Raw genomic sequence first — 17,586 nt, 5'->3', positions numbered from 1 at the left:
GCTTTAAGGCGGATAATTATAAACAGATGTTGAAGCAGAAAAATGAAAAGAGTGTTTCTTACCATGATATCATCCATAATACTATTAAGCATTAGTGCGGGCAACCCGAAGGTTTCGGAGCCATCTGCCGACACGGCGACGTTTGGTGCAGGTTGTTTTTGGTGTGTGGAGGCGGTTTTTCAGAGGCTGAAAGGAGTTGAATCGGTTAAACCCGGGTATTCGGGAGGGGATATAAAAAATCCCTCTTACAGGGAAGTTTGTGCAGGAACCACCGGTCACGCTGAAGTAGCGCAGATCGTGTACAATCCGGAGATCATCTCCTACGATGAATTGCTGGAGGTGTTCTGGCAAACCCATGACCCGACGACCCTTAACCGGCAGGGAGCTGACGTGGGTACGCAATACCGTTCCGTCATCTTCTATCACAATCCTGAACAGAAAAGGCTGGCGGAGCATTATCTGAAAAAACTGGATGAATCGGGTGCCTTCCGGGCTCCCATTGTCACAGAAATTAAACCTTTGGAGGTTTTTTATCCTGCGGAAGATTATCATCATAACTATTACAACGATAATACCTCCCAACCTTACTGCCAACTGGTTATCAAACCAAAGCTGGAAAAGCTCAGGAAAGTCTTTGCCGACAAGCTGAAATAGCTCCGGTCAAAGAGTATAGCCCCCGACCGGAAACTGATTCCATCTTACCGCTTACTTATCTTACATTGACTCATGCGTCATTGTGTAAGTATATTTAACTGATTCGGTTATCATCCAATATATGAATATCCTGGGAATATCAGCATTTTATAGCAATGCCAATGCATGTCTGGTAAAAGACGGACAAGTTGCCGTTTCAGCCAAGGAGGAGACATTCTCCGGGATACCTTACGATACCTCTTTCCCCGTCAATGCCATAGAGTATTGTTTGGCTATGGCGAATATACCGGCATCCGGGCTGGATGCTATTGTCTTTTTCGAAAAACCCTTTCTGAAGCTGGAGAAGCAGCTTGAAACGTATTATGCTTACGCTCCCAAAGGGGTTTACAGTTTTGCAACCACGATGCCGGTCAGGGTCAGAGAAAAACTGTTCACCAAAGCATTCATCAAAAAGCAATTAAAGAAATCGGGTGATATAGACCTCGACAAAACACCGATACTTTTCAGCGAATGCAATCTATCGCTTGCTGCTGCCACTTTTTATCCTGCTCCCATTGAAGAGGCGGCCATCCTGATCATTGACGGACAAGGAGAATGGGCCACAACATCGATATGCCACGGACATAAGAATAACATCAAAATCATCAAGGACCTGCGCTATCCAAACTCACTGGGTATACTCAGGGCAGCCTTCCGTTATTATCTGGGGCTTCCTTCATTGTCAGCGGACAAAGAATTCCTGGCTCTGGCATCCGAAGGCAAATCTCATTCCGATCAAACGGCGGATTTCCGTAAAATCATCATGACGGAAATGGTTCATATAGCCGATGATGGCAGTTTGTCGTTAAGCAGAAAATTTTTCAGGACGGTATCCGGACTAAGCCGGATCAATGCATCGGCCTGGAAAGGGGTATTGGGGTTTGAAAGAAGAAGGTCAGGGCAAGACTTTAAACCCCATCATTACAATCTGGCGTTGGCTTTGCAGGGCATCTGGGAAGAAATTATTGTGAAATTAGCCAGGGAATCAAGCCTCCTGACCGGTTCGGTAAATCTTTGCCTTGCCGGGGACCTTTTTACCGGCGACCTGGATATAGAGTTCCTGGGAAAAACAGAAATATTCAAGAATATTTACATGCCGCATGGCTGCACAGATGATTGTGCTGCCATTGGAGCCGCCCTGGCAGTCAACTATATTTATTTCAAACAGAAAAAGACTATTCTCCAGAACAACCTTACTATGCAATAAATAAATACTCAATATTATGGAAAAGATAACAGATCTATGGGATTTCATGAGAACACGCAAGAAATTCTGGTTATTACCGGCGATCAGTTTAATCCTTATGGCGGGAATACTCGGACTGCTTTATATCTTCATCGTTACACCCATTGCCTGGCTTCAGTGCTTTCTGATGCAAAATCCGTTGAAAAGAACTCAAATGGATAATGCCAGCTATCTTGTTGTCAGGAACCATGTGTACAAACCTTCCGATTTTGTAAAACCCTGGTAAAAAAATAGCCCCAGTAACGAGTGTTATCCGGGGCCGGGAATATATATGGGCCTGGTAGGGGAATCGTAATTTATCGGTCTTGCATTATAAAACAAGGAATATTTTTTTCTTCCAGGCTCTGAGCATTCAAGTATGCTGAGATTATTAATAAGAACAAAAAAAGCATTGTCGTAATCATGGCTTAAATTTTTAGCTACCGTTTGGTTTTTATCAACAATCGGATACAACAAAGTAACAAAGATTAGCACGCCTTGTCAACGGAGGAAATCACCCGTTTTCAATAATACTCAACGAATTAATTCAGGTGTGGAAATTGCGTACCTGCCAGATTGCAGGTGGGGAAAATACGTATTATCTAAAAATTTAAATATATATTGACTCCATGTGCAGTTTTGGCATGATATTTCCATAACATGAGGATATTATATTATTTTTGTGATTCACAAACCCATTTACTCATGAAAAGGACCCTTTTTACCCTTGTATTATTTCTGGCTTCAATTGTGATGATGGCACAGGTTGTCAGTGAAGACACTCGTCAGAAATTCGGTATCAATGTTGCTGTTTTTAATGATTTCTGGATGGATGTCCCCGATGGTTTGGACGCAAGATTCATGAACCAGGGATCGAACGTAGGATTCCAGTACAACCATCGTTTAGGGAAAAGTCACTTATTTCTGACTATAGGTGGTGGGCTTGGTATGCATAACTTATATAGTAATGGTGAAATACTGGATATTAAAGCCGATACGATTAGTTTCACCAACATTACCCGCGACTATAAAAAGAGCAAGCTATCGTTGACATACCTGGATATTCCCTTTGAGTTCACTTACAAATCAAAGAAAGGGTTTCGGATGGCAGCCGGTTTTAAAGCCGGTTACCTGATCAGCAGCCACACAAAGTATAAGGGAGACCTTTCAAATACCGACGGCACCCTTGTTAAATATAAAAACATTGGGGTAAAACAGATTGAGCCGTGGCGTTACGGGCCAACGTTCCGTGTTGGATACCGGTGGATCAATGTATGGGCCTATTACCAGCTTTCAACAGTTTTCCGAGAAGACAGAGGGCCGGAGTTCTATCCTATTTCGGTCGGGATCATGATACTACCGTGGTAACAATTGCCGGCAGGGCATTCTTCCTGGTACTAAATAAACAAAAACAGACAAAGCATAATGGTAAAACCTGCCAGGAATCCTGCATAAACCTGTGCCGGTGTATGGGCGTGTAGCTGCAAACGGGCAAATCCAACCAGCCCCGAAATAAGTGTGATTATTATCAGAACCAGGGGAATATCGATCATCAGCACCAGCGATAAGCCAAGAAAAGCTCCCAGTACTCCACCGATCCCAACCATATGTATGCTTATTTTCCAGAAAAAGTTCACCAGGAGAGCAATGACTGCCGTGAGTGAAGTCCCGATCAGGAAATAATAGAAAATGGGAGAGATCTGCATGTTTTTCAGCAGATAATACGTAAGATAATAAAATACGATGGTGAGAATAAAAGGCAGTATCCTCTCTTCCCTCGATTCCATGTGTAATGTTTTGATAACACCACGATAATAAAGGATCAGCAAGAATATGAGCGGAAAAACAAAAGTAGTTGTAAAAATCATTCCGATGATCAGCCATTTCGACACCGGAGGTAATACCAGTGCAAAGAACACATTCAGGTTTAAAAGGACAATAAATCCGTATGTGGGGATAAGCAATGGCTGGAAGACTATAGAAATAACTTTGGCTGCTTTTGATTCCATAAGATTCAGTTAATCAGGAAGAATGTTAACGATCGTATAATACCCTTGATTATTCAGCTTAGCTCCTTTCTCAGCCGGGCAACGGGAATGCTTAATTGCTCCCTGTACTTTGCCACAGTCCGTCTTGCAATATTATAACCTTTTTCTTTCAGGATGGCCGTAAGCTGATCATCGGTATAGGGTTTCACTTTATTTTCAGCTAATATGCAATCCGACAGTATCTTCTTTATCTCCCGGGTCGACACCTCTTCTCCGCTGTCCATCTGCATGGATTCGGAAAAAAAGCTTTTAAGCAGAAAAGTACCAAAAGGGGTTTGAACGTATTTGCTATTGGCCACCCTGGAAATGGTTGATATGTCCATATTTACAATCTCCGCAATATCTTTCAGGATCATGGGTTTAAGTTTGGTCTCATCTCCTGTAAGAAAATAATCTCTTTGAAAATCCATAATGGCCTGCATGGTCACCATCAAAGTATGCTGCCGTTGACGGATAGCTTCCATGAACCACTTGGCGGAGTCGATCTTCTGCTTCACAAACAGAAATGCATCCTTGCTTTTCTTATCATTTTTGTTCTCCGCATAGGTCTCCATCATTTCAACATAAGAACGGTTTACGCGAAGCTCAGGTGTATTTCTGGAATTCAATGTTAATTCCAGTTCCCCATTGATATTGGTGATAATGAAATCAGGAATGATATAATGGTTGGTCTTCGTAGTTTCAGAAAGGGAATTCCCGGGCTTTGGATTAAGCTTCAGTATTTCATTGATTGCATCCTTAAGCTGTTCATCTGTAAATTTGGTTCTCTTCAGTATCTTCTCATAATGTTTCTTGGTAAACTCATTGAAACTATGCTCCAGGATGTTAATGGCATTTAACACGTCATCCGAAGGGTCTTCAATCCGTCTGAGTTGAATGAGCAGGCATTCCTTGAGATTCCTTGCACCCACCCCGGGTGGGTCAAACTCCTGGATCATATAAAGTACTTCCAGTATTTCTCCCACGCTCGCCTGAATATTGTGTGAGAAGGCAAGGTCGTCAACCATAGCCCTTACATCACGATTTAAGTATCCTGAGTCATCCAGGTTCCCGATCAGCGTTTCGGCAATATGCCTTTGTTTTTCGGTCATAGTGCGCAAACCAAGCTGATCAATCAGGAAATCCTGAAATGTTACCCCTGAAGCCATTGGCACTTCCCGATGTTCATCATCGGGGGATGCATTATCAGAACTCAGCCGGTACAGGGGAATCTCATCATCATCGAGATAATCATTAATATCAAATTCATCATCGCTTTCATCGTAAACGTCTTCCAGCTCATCTCCTCCGGTATCTTCCTGATCAACCGGCTCTTCTGCCTTACTTTCTGCCTGAAGGTTTTCATTATCCCCGAACTCTTCGAGAGCCGGATTTTCCTCAATTTCCTGTTTAATTCTCTGATCCAGCACAGCAGAGGGTATCTGTAACAACTTCATCAGCAATATCTGCTGAGGAGAAAGTTTCTGTAAAAGCTTTTGTTGTAGCCTTTGATTGAGCATGATCAGTTTATTCCTGTTTACAACCGCATCCTAAATTTACAACTAATTGAACGAAAAAACAATCTGTTTAGAAAATAAGATTAAAACTCCGCATTCTTTGGAGTACGCGGAAAAGGAATTACATCACGAATATTCCCCATTCCGGTTACAAAAAGCATAAGACGCTCGAATCCCAGTCCGAAACCACTGTGAGGCACTGTCCCGAATTTTCTGGTTTCAAGGTACCACCAAAGTGTTTTCTCATCAATACTCATTTCGTGGATACGCTTTAAAAGCTTATCGTAAACCTCCTCGCGTTGTGATCCACCGATGATCTCACCGATCTGGGGGAATAGCACATCCATGGCCCTGACCGTCTTACCATCATCATTTTGTTTCATATAAAATGCCTTGATCTCCATTGGATAATCCGTAACGATCACAGGTCTGCCAAAATGCTTTTCAACGAGATATCTTTCGTGTTCCGATTGCATATCCACACCCCATTTTTCGACGGGATACTGGAACTTCCCTTTTTTATTTGGTTTTGAATCTCTCAGGATCTCAAATGCCTGTGTATAGGTAATTCTTTCAAAGGGATTTTTCATCACGAACTCCAACCTTTGGATCAGGTCCATTTCCGAGCGTTCTTCCTGTTTCTTTTTGGATTCTTCTTCCAGGAAGCGTTTATTCAGGAAATCCAGATCGTCGCGACAATGATCCAAGGCATACTGAATCAGGTACTTCAGCATCTCTTCTGCCAGGTCCATGTCATCGTGGATATCATAGAAGGCCATTTCGGGTTCTATCATCCAGAATTCGGCCAGATGCCTGGAGGTATTTGAATTCTCTGCGCGGAAGGTTGGTCCGAAGGTATAAACATTCGACATGGCCAGTGCAGCCAGTTCTGCTTCAAGCTGACCGGATACTGTCAGGTTAGTCTCCTTGCCGAAAAAATCCTCATTGAAATCAACCTTTCCGGATTCATCGAGGGGAGGATTTTTAGCATCCAGCACGGTAACCCTGAACATTTCCCCTGCGCCTTCAGCATCCGATCCGGTGATGATGGGAGTGTGGATATTATAAAATCCCTTATCGTTAAAAAACTTATGAATGGCAAAGATCATGGCGTGCCGTATCCGGGTGATGGCGCCGAAGGTGGAAGTCCGGAAACGCAGATGTGCCTTTTCCCTGAGAAACTCAAGCGAATGTTTTTTTGGTTGCAGGGGGTATTCGTCGGGGTCGGCTTTCCCCAGGATGGTCACTTCCTCGGCATTCACCTCCACAGGCTGGCCGCTTCCTGCCGATTGTACCAGTTGTCCGTATACCGACAGGGCAGCGCCCGTCTGTATATCGGAAAGCAGCGATTCCGGTATCTTTTCAAGGTCGACTACTATCTGCAGATTATGAATGGTGGTGCCATCGTTCATAGCAATGAATGCAACGTTTTTACTGCTGCGTTTGGTCCTTACCCAACCCTTGACAAGAACCGGCCGGTTGATGTCTTTTGATGCCAGAAGCGCCTTAATATCAAATCTTTTCAGCTTATCCATAAAGGAATATTGTGTTTGGTTTCCTGCAAAAATAAACCTTTTTACACTATCTGAAATGAATTCCGGAAATTTGCTCCTTGTCTTTACACTTTAGTACCTTTGACATCGAAAAACAATTTCCTGATGGAATTTTCACCCACCGCTGCATGGTGCACCTGTCCGGGCCCCTTGATCATAGCCGGTCCCTGCTCTGCAGAGACGGAATACCAGGTTTTGAAGACCGCGGAAGAACTATCCCGTTCAGGCAAGGTTGGTGTCTTCAGGGCAGGTTTATGGAAGCCACGCACCCATCCTGGATTGTTCGAAGGAGTAGGTGCTGCAGGATTGCCCTGGATGAAAAAGGTAAAAGAGAGCACAGGGCTCCTTACGACGGTGGAAGCCGGGCATCCGGACCATATACGCCTTGCCCTGGATCAGGGGATAGACATGATATGGATAGGTGCCCGAACGGTTGTAAATCCATTTATGATGAATGAGATTGCCGGCATCCTGGAAAACAGAGACATACCTGTTCTGATAAAAAACCCCGTATATCCTGATACGGAGCTATGGACAGGTGCGCTGGAAAGGATTTACCATGCAGGGATCCGGAAAATCGTTGCCATACACAGGGGCTTTTACTCATATGACAAAAGCCGGTTCCGCAATGATCCCCTCTGGGAACTGCCAATAGAACTTAGAAGGCGTATGCCATCCCTGCCGATGATCTGTGATCCGAGTCACATTGCAGGATCCCGGAATTATATCCGGGAAGTCGCTCAGGCAGCCTTCGATCTGGGCATGGATGGCCTGATGGTGGAGGTTCATTACGATCCCGACCAGGCCCTGACCGATCGTCAGCAGCAAATCACACCTGCCACGCTGGATGAGATATTATCCGGTTTGCGATATGGGGAACAGTCAGCAGCGGCAACTCCCCCCGACCGTCTGGAAGACTTGCGCAGGCAAATCGACCGTATCGACGCCTCACTGCTTGACCTTCTGGCCAAAAGGTTCGGGATCGCTGAAGAAATAGCCATGATTAAACAATCACAGAAACTGAACATACTCCAGCTTAAACGCTGGGAGCACGTCCTGGAAAGCAGGCTAAGGCAAGGCAAACTGCTCGGACTGGAAGAATCATTTTTGAAAAAAATCCTGGAGCAAATTCATAAAGAATCGATCAGAAGACAATCGGAATATTTGAATGATTGATTGTTTCAGGATACTTAAAGATAACAGGCTTTATATCCAGCGCCTTTTCTTGAAATAAAACAGCATTATTATCACGATCGCGATCATAAACCCTAAAATCACTAAAAATGAATTAGAGTTATTTTGCAGAGGAAGGCCGATATTCATGCCGTAAAGTCCTGTAATAAAAGTCAATGGAAGCAAAATGGAAGAGAAAAAAGTCAGCACCTTGATAATCTCGCTGGTTTTGTTTGCCTGCAGGCTGTCGAAGGTTTTCGACAGGCCCTCAATCAGTTCCTGGTAATCTTCAATCATATCCCACATACGCTGGTAGTAGTCGAGGATATTACCCCAGTAATCCTCCATATTTTCCGCAAATCCCTCGATCTTCCCGGTCTCGAAATTATGGAACAACGGAAGCTGGGGTTTGAAGATCGTGTTCATAAGAATGATATTCTTACGGGTAATCGAGATGCGTTCAATAGTAAATACCGCGCGTTTATCGAAAAGCTGGCTATTCAGGAAGTCAACTTCCTGGCCTACCTTCCTGAGCAGTACAAGGGATTCACGCATTAACCTCTCCAGAATACGGTAAAGGAGGGCATCGCTGGTTCCGACATCCAGGCTTTCCTTCTTTTCCACCTGGGTTTTAACCTTCAGGAACATATCAGTGACTACCCAATGTGAACTGCCGATGGTAATAATAAAATCATCACCCCAGAAAATCTTAACCTCACGTGTGCGGATAAATCGTTCCGGTTCATCAAAACTCGGAAAATGAAGAATGAGAAAATAATAATCGTCGTAGATGTCGATCTTTGGCCGCTGATTGATCTTACTTCGGCAGTCTTCCAGGTCAAGGGGATGAAAATGAAAAGTATCATTCAGGAATTGCAGATCATCCTCCGTGGGACTCAGGATATGGTGCCACCTTAATGTCCCGATTTTAATGGTATCGATCATATGACCTCCCCTTGTTTTGCGGAAAATTTCCTGGGTTTCTACATCGGCTTATCGTTTAAAGTTGCAAAGATAGAAAAAAACCAACAGGTTGGCTTTAATAAACGATTAGTTTCCTGACGAAAGGATGAATTGCTGCTCCTTCTATCCGGACAAAGTAAATACCGGGCTCCCAACCGCTAACATCTATCCTGGAAATTCTCCCTAATATTTCTGAAGAGTAAACTGTTTTACCGGTCAGGCTAAAAACAGTAAATTCCGTTCCTGCCTTCATATCTTCCGATGTTTCCAGGAAAATAATACCGTTTCCGGGATTAGGGTGAATGGAATACAAATCATTATCACCGGTTGGATCGGGCATACCCACTCCGTTCTGGGGTATTGCCATTACCGTCAGGTCATCAAAATAGAAACCGTCTTCTTCAATGTAACCATCAGAACGGATTGTAAATCTGATTTTTATCTGTTCACCCAGGTAATCACTAAGATCAATTTCTTCTTTTACCCAATCGGTCTGGTACCCGTCGTATAAGGGCTGGCCCAGAGCCTGGTTACTGTTGCCGGGTTTGGTATACATACCATCCAGTGCCGTCCAGGTACTTCCTCCATTATCAGAAACTTTTACCTGAACATAATCCCATCCTGCTTCAATCTCCCATTTCGCCCAGAAATTCAGAACGGCAAAAACTGCATCACTCAGGTCAATTTCAGTATTTGTGGTAACGCTGCTGTTGCTGTTACTTAAATAATTAGCATTAGGAGAATCGGTGATGGAAGTTGGAGCCGAATGACTGGCTTCGTATGTGATATTCCATTTAGGAGAGGTCCATTTGCTCATATTGGAGCCATCATCCTCAAAAAGTACCTGGGCTTGTCCGAATACTTTGTTTACGGTATCGGAAGTAACATGCAATCCATTATCCACCTGTAACAGGAATGAAAGAGGTGTGCCATTCTGAATATTGGGATCCAGAGTAAAGGAAACAGAACCTTCTTCGGTTTGCAGCATAGCAAGGTCATTAAAAACCAACGGCATACCTGTCGAAATAATCTCAGGTGAAATAGCGGCCAGATATACGGAAAACGTAGCTCCGTCTTTTAGTCCCAGTCTTTTTATGGTAAAGCTAATACTCCCTTCGGTACTACTGATAATGGCCGGGGATGTCTCATCAACACTGGCATAGTAGCCAACGAAATGAGCAGCCATCAGGTTGGCATACATGTTTTCCTGGCAAAGGGGAATGATCCTGTCGACCGAAGGCCAGAATCCATCGTTGGAGTTTCCGACTTCAGGGGTAAAGGCAAAGATCAGCGGTTTTTCACCCTGTTCGCCATACATCCAGTCGTCGGAACCACCGTTGGTAGGATAAATGGTTGTGCTACCGGCGCCATAAGCATAGCCATTTTCACTTGTCATAATCTGTCCGAAGGCCGAGAATATATCGTCATCAGGACAAGGATCTTCCGTATATCCCCATGCATAGAGTAAAAGATTGGAATAAGAATGGTAGTTCATGGCTATCCCGAACTCGTTATCAATAGTAAAATCTCTTAAAGTCTGGATACAAGGTTCAGAAAAAGCATAGGGACCCCGGTATGTTTCATCAGAAGGGATGGGAGAAGAGCCATTATTATCATATCCCCACATGTAAGCATAGTTCCTGTTCGGATCAACCCCATAGGAACCGTCACCATTATCCCGGCGTGTTTTCCTCCACATGCCGCCACCATTTGGATTGGTAGTCTGATTGTAAACATAGCCATCGGCATTGATAACCGGGATAAAATACATTTCCGTGTTATTCACAAGGTATTGCACCTCTTCGTCGGTATCATAGTTTTCCAGGAGATAATACATATAATACAGCAGGAGTTGCAGTCCTATCCCTTCCCTGGCATGATGCAGGCCGTCATATAATACTTCCGGCTCATCTTCATTCTGATCCGGGTTATCGGATAACCTCACCCAGTATATATCGCGTCCTTGCAGGGTAGTTCCTGCTACCTGTTTTGCGGTGATGAGATCAGGATACTTAGTATGCATGTTATCAAGATGCGTAATCATCTCATCGTAAGTACAGAACCCGCCCATGGAACCCAGTTCAAAATCTTCCGGAACCGGGTATTCTCCTATCCCGCGTTCTATCACATAATCACCGGTCATTTCATTTCGTTGGATATAAAATGCCGTCACATCAGAAATAAGAACCTCATAATCGATACCAAGAGATGAAAGCTTCAGCAAATCAGATTGCGGTAGTTCGGCAATAATCAGGTTTTCCTTCTCCAGGAAAGCATCATCAAGTGCTATTCCCTGATTAAGCATATTAATTATCTGACTTTTGCCGGCCCTGATCTCCACTCTGGAATAGATATCGGACTGAGCAAGAAGAAAAGTGATTTGTAAGGAAAGCAATAGAAGCAAGGCAGTCTTTTTCATTAGACAATAATTAAAGTTTGACAATTTTTAAAGGTTGGTTCCATGAACCAAAACCGGGGTCAAGACAGCAAATGTAATGATTAAGTTGCTTATTCTGCACCGTTCTTCCAACGAAATGTGCTAATGAGGTGATCAATGTCTTTCCTGAGGAAATCTATGACAGGCTGGAGGGAATCATTATTGGGTTTTACATTGAAGTACAATGCTCCTCTTACAAAATGCCGGGTGCTGTCGGTAACAAAAAACTGGACAGGAGAAGCGGCGTTACCTCCATGAATTTCATAAAGAAGGCCATAAATATTTTTTTCTCTGTCGAAAATCAGGCTGTCTTCGATGGCATTGGCCTTGGGAATATGTTTGACCACAAATTTTCTTGTATCCTCCAGGTAATAAATGAGATTGGTATCATTGACAACCTTGTAGCTCAGATGTAGTTTCGCTTTGAATTGGGCGAAGTATACATCAATCCAGTAAGGTTCTTCCGGTGCATAGGGGTCGGACATGATGCTGGAATACGCCGGGTATTCAAAGCTATAGGGAAATGTAGTATCCAGGACTCTGTAACTGTGCTCCGGCAACTCTATCCTGAAATAGCCCCTTGGCTTGGGCAATTCATTGGATGAGCAGGAAGCCAGGAACAAAAACACGAAGTATAAAGGGATGAATTTTCTCATTATTTCCGGTTCATGTTCTGATGATAATCTTTATCCGTTTTATTCGGCGGTGGTCGGAAGCAAGGATTTTAAACTCAAAATTCCGGTATAGAACCACAGTATCTTTGGGAGGAATATTCCCTTCAAGTTCCAGGATCAATCCTGCCAGGGAATCTGCTTCTCCTTTCACCTCATCAAAAACATCATCATCGATGCCCATGATCTTGCAAACATCGTTAATGGTTGTTTTCCCTTCGAAGATATAATTATTGTCGTCGATTTTCTTAAAATCCGGTTCATCTTCTGAGGTATCAAATTCATCGCTGATATCACCAACAATCTCTTCAATTATATCTTCCAGAGTGACAATTCCGGCGGTACCACCGTATTCATCAACGATGACAGCCATATGTATCTTCTTCTCCTGAAATTCTTTTAGAAGGTCTTTGATCTTTTTGTTTTCCGGAACGAAGAAAACCTCCCGAATGAGTTTCGACCATTGAAATCCGGGATTTTCATCAAGATGGGCTAATAGATCTTTCACATAAAGAATCCCAACGATATTGTCGAAAGAATCTGAGTATACCGGTATTCTGGAATATCCTGATTCCCTGACAGTATCAAGCATCTCGGAGAATGGTGTATTCACTTCAACAGCAACAACATCAAGTCTGGATTTCATTATCTCTTTAACGTCAATGTCGCCGAATTTAACGATACCCTTCAGTATTTTTTTCTCTTCTTCCTGGGTTGAAGCTCCGGCAGTAATATCAATGGCATCAGAGAGGTCGCTGATAGAGAAACCCGGTTTTTTCCCAGCCAGGCGTCTGTCGATCAGTGTTGTCGATCTCACCAGGATGGAGCTAAGGGGATAAAACAATCTTATAAGTACAGCCATGGCAGGAGTCATGAACCGGACAAATCTGATACTATGTTTGGCGGCATACATCTTGGGTACAATTTCTCCAAAGACCAGGATCAGAATTGTTACAGCAACAGCCAGGATAATAAACTCCAACGGAGGAGAAAAATTCGACCATATCCTGAAAATAAAAACCGCAAGGATCACGATGGATACATTGATCAGGTTATTTGCTATCAGGATAGTTGCCAGTAATCGTTTAGGCCTTTCCAGTAAAGTGATAATACGAAGATTGCCAGGATTTCGGTTTTCCCGAACATCCTTGATCTGAGAATGATTCAGAGCAAAAAATGCAATTTCCGAGCCAGAGATAAAGGCTGAGAGAAGGAGTAAAAATGCTATGGCAAATAATCCCCAGAAAATGGACATGGTAAACGGATTCATCATTGTTTCAGCCATGATCCATCCCTGGCCAATAATTAGTGAAGTACTATCAGTATCTTCCAAGGAATGAATATTTAAAGTTTCGGATGCAAAGTTATAAAAATATCCAAAAGGCCGGACCATCCCACTGACCGGTATCTATCGGATGCAGGATGGACCGGGATTTTTTTGAAATAACGCAAAACTGATTAAAAGGGAAGATCATCATCCTTAGAGGGTTCCGGGATATCGGTTATAACCGGGCTCTCCTTCATTTCAGGCGAAGAGGTAGAAGCATTCTGACGACCTCCGAGCATAACCATGTTATCAGCATAGACTTCAGTCGTATAACGTTTGTTACCATCTTTATCATCCCAGGCCCTGGTCCTGAGACGTCCCTCAATATATACCTGATTCCCTTTTTTCAGGTATGTATCGGCAATATCTGCAAGGCCGCGCCAAAGGACAATATTATGCCATTCGGTATGTTCCACCTTGTCACCATTTTTGTTTTTGTAGTTTTCGTTGGTTGCAAGGGTGAAATTTGCAACCTTTGCCCCGCCTTCCAGGCTCCTGATTTCCGGATCCTTACCAAGATTCCCGACCAGGATTACTTTGTTTACTCCAGCCATAAAACATCAGATTTTAAAGTTCAACCAATAATTTACAAAAATAGACAATAAAACATCGTTTCCATTGTCCGTTTACCATTAGTCCCTGAAATCCGATTTTGTCCCCCGTTCCGAAGCAATTTTTTTAACAAACATTTCAGGATGCTCTTCCATAAAGCGTTTCAGAAGTCTTGGAAAAGGGTATTGGTGTATTGAGTTTAAGTGAACCGGATAGGCTGTTTCCGGGTCAGCATTCAATCCTGTAGCCTCGATGAAATGAAACCGGGCATGAATTATTCGGTGGGATAACACATGACGGTAAGCATTATCTGCAATTGACACATGCCTGACTTTCCGGAGAGGCAAAAGGCTCAATAAAAAATGCTTCAATTCACCGGCATCCGGGAAACTACCGGAACTTTCCCGGTATGGGAACCCAAAAAGGCCCTTCCATATTCCGGAACCTGAACTCCTGGAGATAAGTAATTGCCGGTCATCTTCAACTCCCGACAAAATCACAAAATAATCCCGGTAAAGTTCCACTTTTACAGTCTGTTCCTTCCTGAAAGGAATAAGATGGGTTAGTCCGGATTTATAAGCCACACAGGAAACGGAAAGCGGACAAAGGCCGCAATCAGGCAACGAGGGTTTGCACACGAGAGCACCCAGTTCCATCACTGCCTGATTGAATGTTCCGGGATCCTCTTTATCAATATTTTCCTGAAGGAAAACAGATAATATTTTTCGGTTCTCCTGCATGTCCAACCGGCCTCGTATCCCAAGCAAACGGCTCACGACCCTTTTCACATTGCCATCGATCACAGGGTAGGGTAATCCATAGGCAATAGAAGTAATTGCAGCTGCAGTGTAATCGCCAATACCACTGAGTGTCAGCAAATCATCATATGTAGAAGGAAACAGGCCACCATGCCCGCTGGAAATCTGACGGGCGGCAATCAGCATATTCCGGGCACGGGAATAATAGCCCAACCCTTCCCAAACTTTAAGGACTTCATTCTCATCAGCTCCGGCAAGAGTTTGTATATCAGGAAATTTTTCAATAAACCGATTGTAATAAGAAAGACCTTGCTGCACCCTTGTCTGTTGCAAAATGATCTCCGAAACCCAGATCCTGTATGGGTCGTTGGTGGTTCTCCACGGCAGATCCCTTTTCGAACGGTTATACCATGATATAAGAGAGTGTGAAAATTCCATACGACGTAAACAATTTTATTATGAGATTATTACAAACAGAAAAAAAAACGGACAAAACATTTGGGAAATAAAAAATTTATATCTTTGCAGCCCATCAAGCTGAAACTTAATTGTATCAATTAAAAAAATATTAATCATGACAAAAGCAGAAATTGTAGCAGAAATAGCTAACAAAACAGGAATCGAAAAAGTTGCAGTACAGGCAACGGTTGAGGCTTTCATGGACACAGTCAAAGGATCTCTTATCAACGGGGAAAATGTATACCTCAGGGGATTCGGAAGTTTCACAATCAAGCAAAGGGCTCAAAAAACCGGTAGGAACATTTCAAAGAACACAACAATCATCATTCCTGCTCACAATATTCCGGCTTTTAAACCTGCAAAAACGTTCATTAACGACGTTAAAAAAAGTGTTAAGTAATTACATTTTAATACTTTGAAGTATGCCTAGCGGTAAGAAAAGGAAAAGACACAAGATGGCGACGCACAAGCGGAAAAAACGCCTGAGAAAAAACAGACACAAGAAGAAATAAAGATAATTTCGCAATACTGCTCGAACAGTATTGCGTAATTATTATTCTATCCCTTCTTTCAGCAACACTGTCCATGAAATGACAATTCCATTTGACGGTCCTGGTTTCGCTTTTGTATATGTTGAAATTTAACAAAACGTGAACAAGGAACTTATTATCGACGCCGGGCCCAATGAGGTCAATATGGCTCTATTGGAAGAAAAAACCCTCGTTGAATTACAGAAAGAAAATTACAAAAATGATTACTCCGTAGGAGACATTTTTCTTGGTCGGGTAAAAAAGATCATGCCCGGGCTAAATGCTGCTTTCATTGATGTAGGATACGAACGGGATGCTTTTTTGCATTATCTGGACCTGGGGCCGCAAGTCAGGTCTCTGAATAAATTTGCCAAGGTCGCCACATCCGGTAAACCCACTCCTCCCGGTCTGAGTACATTCAATCTGGAAAAAGACATTGAGAAAACCGGCAAAATCACCCAGGTTCTTAAGTCCAATCAACCTATTTTGGTTCAGGTAGTTAAGGAGCCTATCTCTACCAAAGGTCCCAGGCTATCTTCTGAGCTTTCGTTTGCCGGTCGGTACATCATCCTGGTCCCTTTTTCCAACCGTATTTCCATTTCTCAAAAAATCAAGAGCCCGGAAGAAAGGAATCGCCTTAAAAGGCTTATTCAGAGCATAAAGCCGAATAATTTCGGGGTTATTATCCGGACTGTGGCTGAGAATAAAAAAGTTGCAGAATTGGACGCCGACATGCGGAACCTGATAAACCGCTGGGATTCAGCCCTTACCAAACTTCAGAATGCCAAACCGCCCCAAAAGGTTGCCAGCGAACTCGATCGTACCACGGCTTTACTGCGTGACATACTGAACGACACTTTCAACTCCATCGTTGTAAATGAACCTGTGCTCTTTGAAGAGATCAAATCGTTCATCAGCAGGATCGCCCCGGAAAAAACGGAAATAGTTAAGCTTTACAAAGGAAAAGCCCCGGTCTTCGAACACTTCGGTATCGACAAGCAAATCAAGAGCTCATTTGGAAAAACAGTCACCATCAAAAGTGGTGTTTACCTTATAATTGAACACACTGAGGCTCTTCATGTTATCGATGTCAACTCCGGTCACAGGGTGAATAAAGAGATTTCCCAGGAAAACAATGCTCTGCAGGTAAACATGGAAGCAGCCGAAGAGATAGCTCGTCAATTAAGGCTTAGGGATATGGGTGGGATCATTGTGATCGATTTCATCGATATGATTGAAGGTAAGAACCGGCGTACACTCTATCAGAAATTAAAGGATGAAATGGCCAAAGACCGGGCCAAGCATACGATATTGCCTCCCAGCAAGTTCGGACTGGTTCAGATAACCCGGCAGCGAGTCAGACCCGAGATGAGTGTGGAAATCCTGGAACAATGCCCTGTTTGCGAAGGCACCGGAAAAATCAAACCAAGCATCATTCTTACCGATGAGATTGAAAATAATATCCTGTATCTTTTGAAGGAGCAAAACGAGGACTATATTAAAATCGTCATGCATCCTTACCTGTATGCTTTTCTCACGAAAGGAATGATCTCAATGCGTCTGCGCTGGTATTTCAAATTCAGGAAGTGGATCCATATACAACCTAATAATAATTACCATTTCCTGGAATACCGGTTTTATAACCGTAACAACGACGAGTTGAAAATGTAAGATCAAACCGGGTATTTTCACTACCCTTTG

The 17,586-nt window shown here is 43.2% G+C and carries 16 protein-coding genes; 7 read left to right on the top strand and 9 right to left on the bottom strand.

What is annotated here, in order from left to right:
• Positions 1-42 precede the first annotated feature (42 nt).
• The 4 genes from msrA (at position 43) to KKA81_08785 (ending at position 3,286) form a co-directional block, all read left to right on the top strand.
• Positions 43-654, top strand: a complete 612-nt coding sequence (gene msrA, locus KKA81_08800; GenBank protein MBU2651021.1) for a peptide-methionine (S)-S-oxide reductase MsrA — start codon at positions 43-45, stop codon at positions 652-654.
• 121 nt (positions 655-775) lie between these two features.
• Entirely contained in the window at positions 776-1,900 is a 1,125-nt protein-coding gene (locus tag KKA81_08795) for a hypothetical protein (protein MBU2651020.1), read from the top strand.
• A 16-nt stretch (positions 1,901-1,916) separates the two neighbouring features.
• Positions 1,917-2,165, top strand: a complete 249-nt coding sequence (locus KKA81_08790; protein MBU2651019.1) for a hypothetical protein — start codon at positions 1,917-1,919, stop codon at positions 2,163-2,165.
• A 458-nt stretch (positions 2,166-2,623) separates the two neighbouring features.
• Positions 2,624-3,286, top strand: a complete 663-nt coding sequence (locus KKA81_08785; GenBank protein ID MBU2651018.1) for a PorT family protein — start codon at positions 2,624-2,626, stop codon at positions 3,284-3,286.
• Between the two features lie 29 nt (positions 3,287-3,315).
• On the opposite strand, the gene KKA81_08780 is transcribed toward KKA81_08785, so the two are convergent.
• From KKA81_08780 to asnS, 3 genes are all read right to left on the bottom strand, one after another.
• A complete protein-coding gene (locus KKA81_08780; protein ID MBU2651017.1) occupies positions 3,316-3,927 on the bottom strand; it encodes a hypothetical protein in 612 nt (203 codons plus the stop codon).
• Between the two features lie 53 nt (positions 3,928-3,980).
• Positions 3,981-5,465 carry an RNA polymerase factor sigma-54 gene (gene rpoN, locus KKA81_08775; GenBank protein ID MBU2651016.1) on the bottom strand — a complete coding sequence of 495 codons (1,485 nt, stop codon included), beginning with the start codon at positions 5,463-5,465 and terminating at the stop codon, positions 3,981-3,983.
• A gap of 80 nt (positions 5,466-5,545) precedes the next feature.
• Positions 5,546-6,997, bottom strand: a complete 1,452-nt coding sequence (gene asnS, locus KKA81_08770) for an asparagine--tRNA ligase (protein ID MBU2651015.1) — start codon at positions 6,995-6,997, stop codon at positions 5,546-5,548.
• Between the two features lie 123 nt (positions 6,998-7,120).
• Here asnS and KKA81_08765 point away from each other — a divergent pair, with 123 nt between their 5' ends.
• Complete coding sequence (locus KKA81_08765) at positions 7,121-8,191, top strand: bifunctional 3-deoxy-7-phosphoheptulonate synthase/chorismate mutase type II (protein MBU2651014.1); 1,071 nt, start codon at positions 7,121-7,123, stop codon at positions 8,189-8,191.
• A 30-nt stretch (positions 8,192-8,221) separates the two neighbouring features.
• Here KKA81_08765 and KKA81_08760 read toward each other — a convergent pair whose 3' ends face one another.
• From KKA81_08760 to mutY, 6 genes are all read right to left on the bottom strand, one after another.
• Positions 8,222-9,133, bottom strand: a complete 912-nt coding sequence (locus KKA81_08760) for a magnesium transporter CorA family protein (GenBank protein ID MBU2651013.1) — start codon at positions 9,131-9,133, stop codon at positions 8,222-8,224.
• Between the two features lie 94 nt (positions 9,134-9,227).
• On the bottom strand, positions 9,228-11,570 hold the full coding sequence (locus tag KKA81_08755; GenBank protein ID MBU2651012.1) for an immune inhibitor A: 2,343 nt from the start codon (positions 11,568-11,570) through the stop codon (positions 9,228-9,230).
• Between the two features lie 89 nt (positions 11,571-11,659).
• On the bottom strand, positions 11,660-12,244 hold the full coding sequence (gldD, locus tag KKA81_08750) for a gliding motility lipoprotein GldD (GenBank protein ID MBU2651011.1): 585 nt from the start codon (positions 12,242-12,244) through the stop codon (positions 11,660-11,662).
• Positions 12,245-12,254: 10 nt separating this feature from the next.
• Positions 12,255-13,592, bottom strand: coding sequence for a gliding motility-associated protein GldE (gldE, locus tag KKA81_08745; protein MBU2651010.1), 1,338 nt, complete (start codon positions 13,590-13,592; stop codon positions 12,255-12,257).
• A gap of 125 nt (positions 13,593-13,717) precedes the next feature.
• Positions 13,718-14,140 (bottom strand): single-stranded DNA-binding protein, encoded by a 423-nt coding sequence (locus KKA81_08740; GenBank protein MBU2651009.1) that lies wholly within the window; start codon positions 14,138-14,140, stop codon positions 13,718-13,720.
• A 78-nt stretch (positions 14,141-14,218) separates the two neighbouring features.
• Positions 14,219-15,334, bottom strand: a complete 1,116-nt coding sequence (gene mutY / locus KKA81_08735) for an A/G-specific adenine glycosylase (protein ID MBU2651008.1) — start codon at positions 15,332-15,334, stop codon at positions 14,219-14,221.
• 136 nt (positions 15,335-15,470) lie between these two features.
• Here mutY and KKA81_08730 point away from each other — a divergent pair, with 136 nt between their 5' ends.
• Positions 15,471-15,755, top strand: a complete 285-nt coding sequence (locus KKA81_08730; protein ID MBU2651007.1) for an integration host factor subunit beta — start codon at positions 15,471-15,473, stop codon at positions 15,753-15,755.
• Positions 15,756-16,005: 250 nt separating this feature from the next.
• Positions 16,006-17,556, top strand: coding sequence for an Rne/Rng family ribonuclease (locus KKA81_08725; GenBank protein MBU2651006.1), 1,551 nt, complete (start codon positions 16,006-16,008; stop codon positions 17,554-17,556).
• Positions 17,557-17,586 lie beyond the last annotated feature (30 nt).

It is taken from the genome of Bacteroidota bacterium, from assembly GCA_018831055.1.
Classification (GTDB): domain Bacteria; phylum Bacteroidota; class Bacteroidia; order Bacteroidales; family B18-G4; genus M55B132.
The sequence above is the reverse complement of the archived record's forward strand: the minus strand, read 5'-3'. Positions and strand labels throughout refer to the sequence as shown.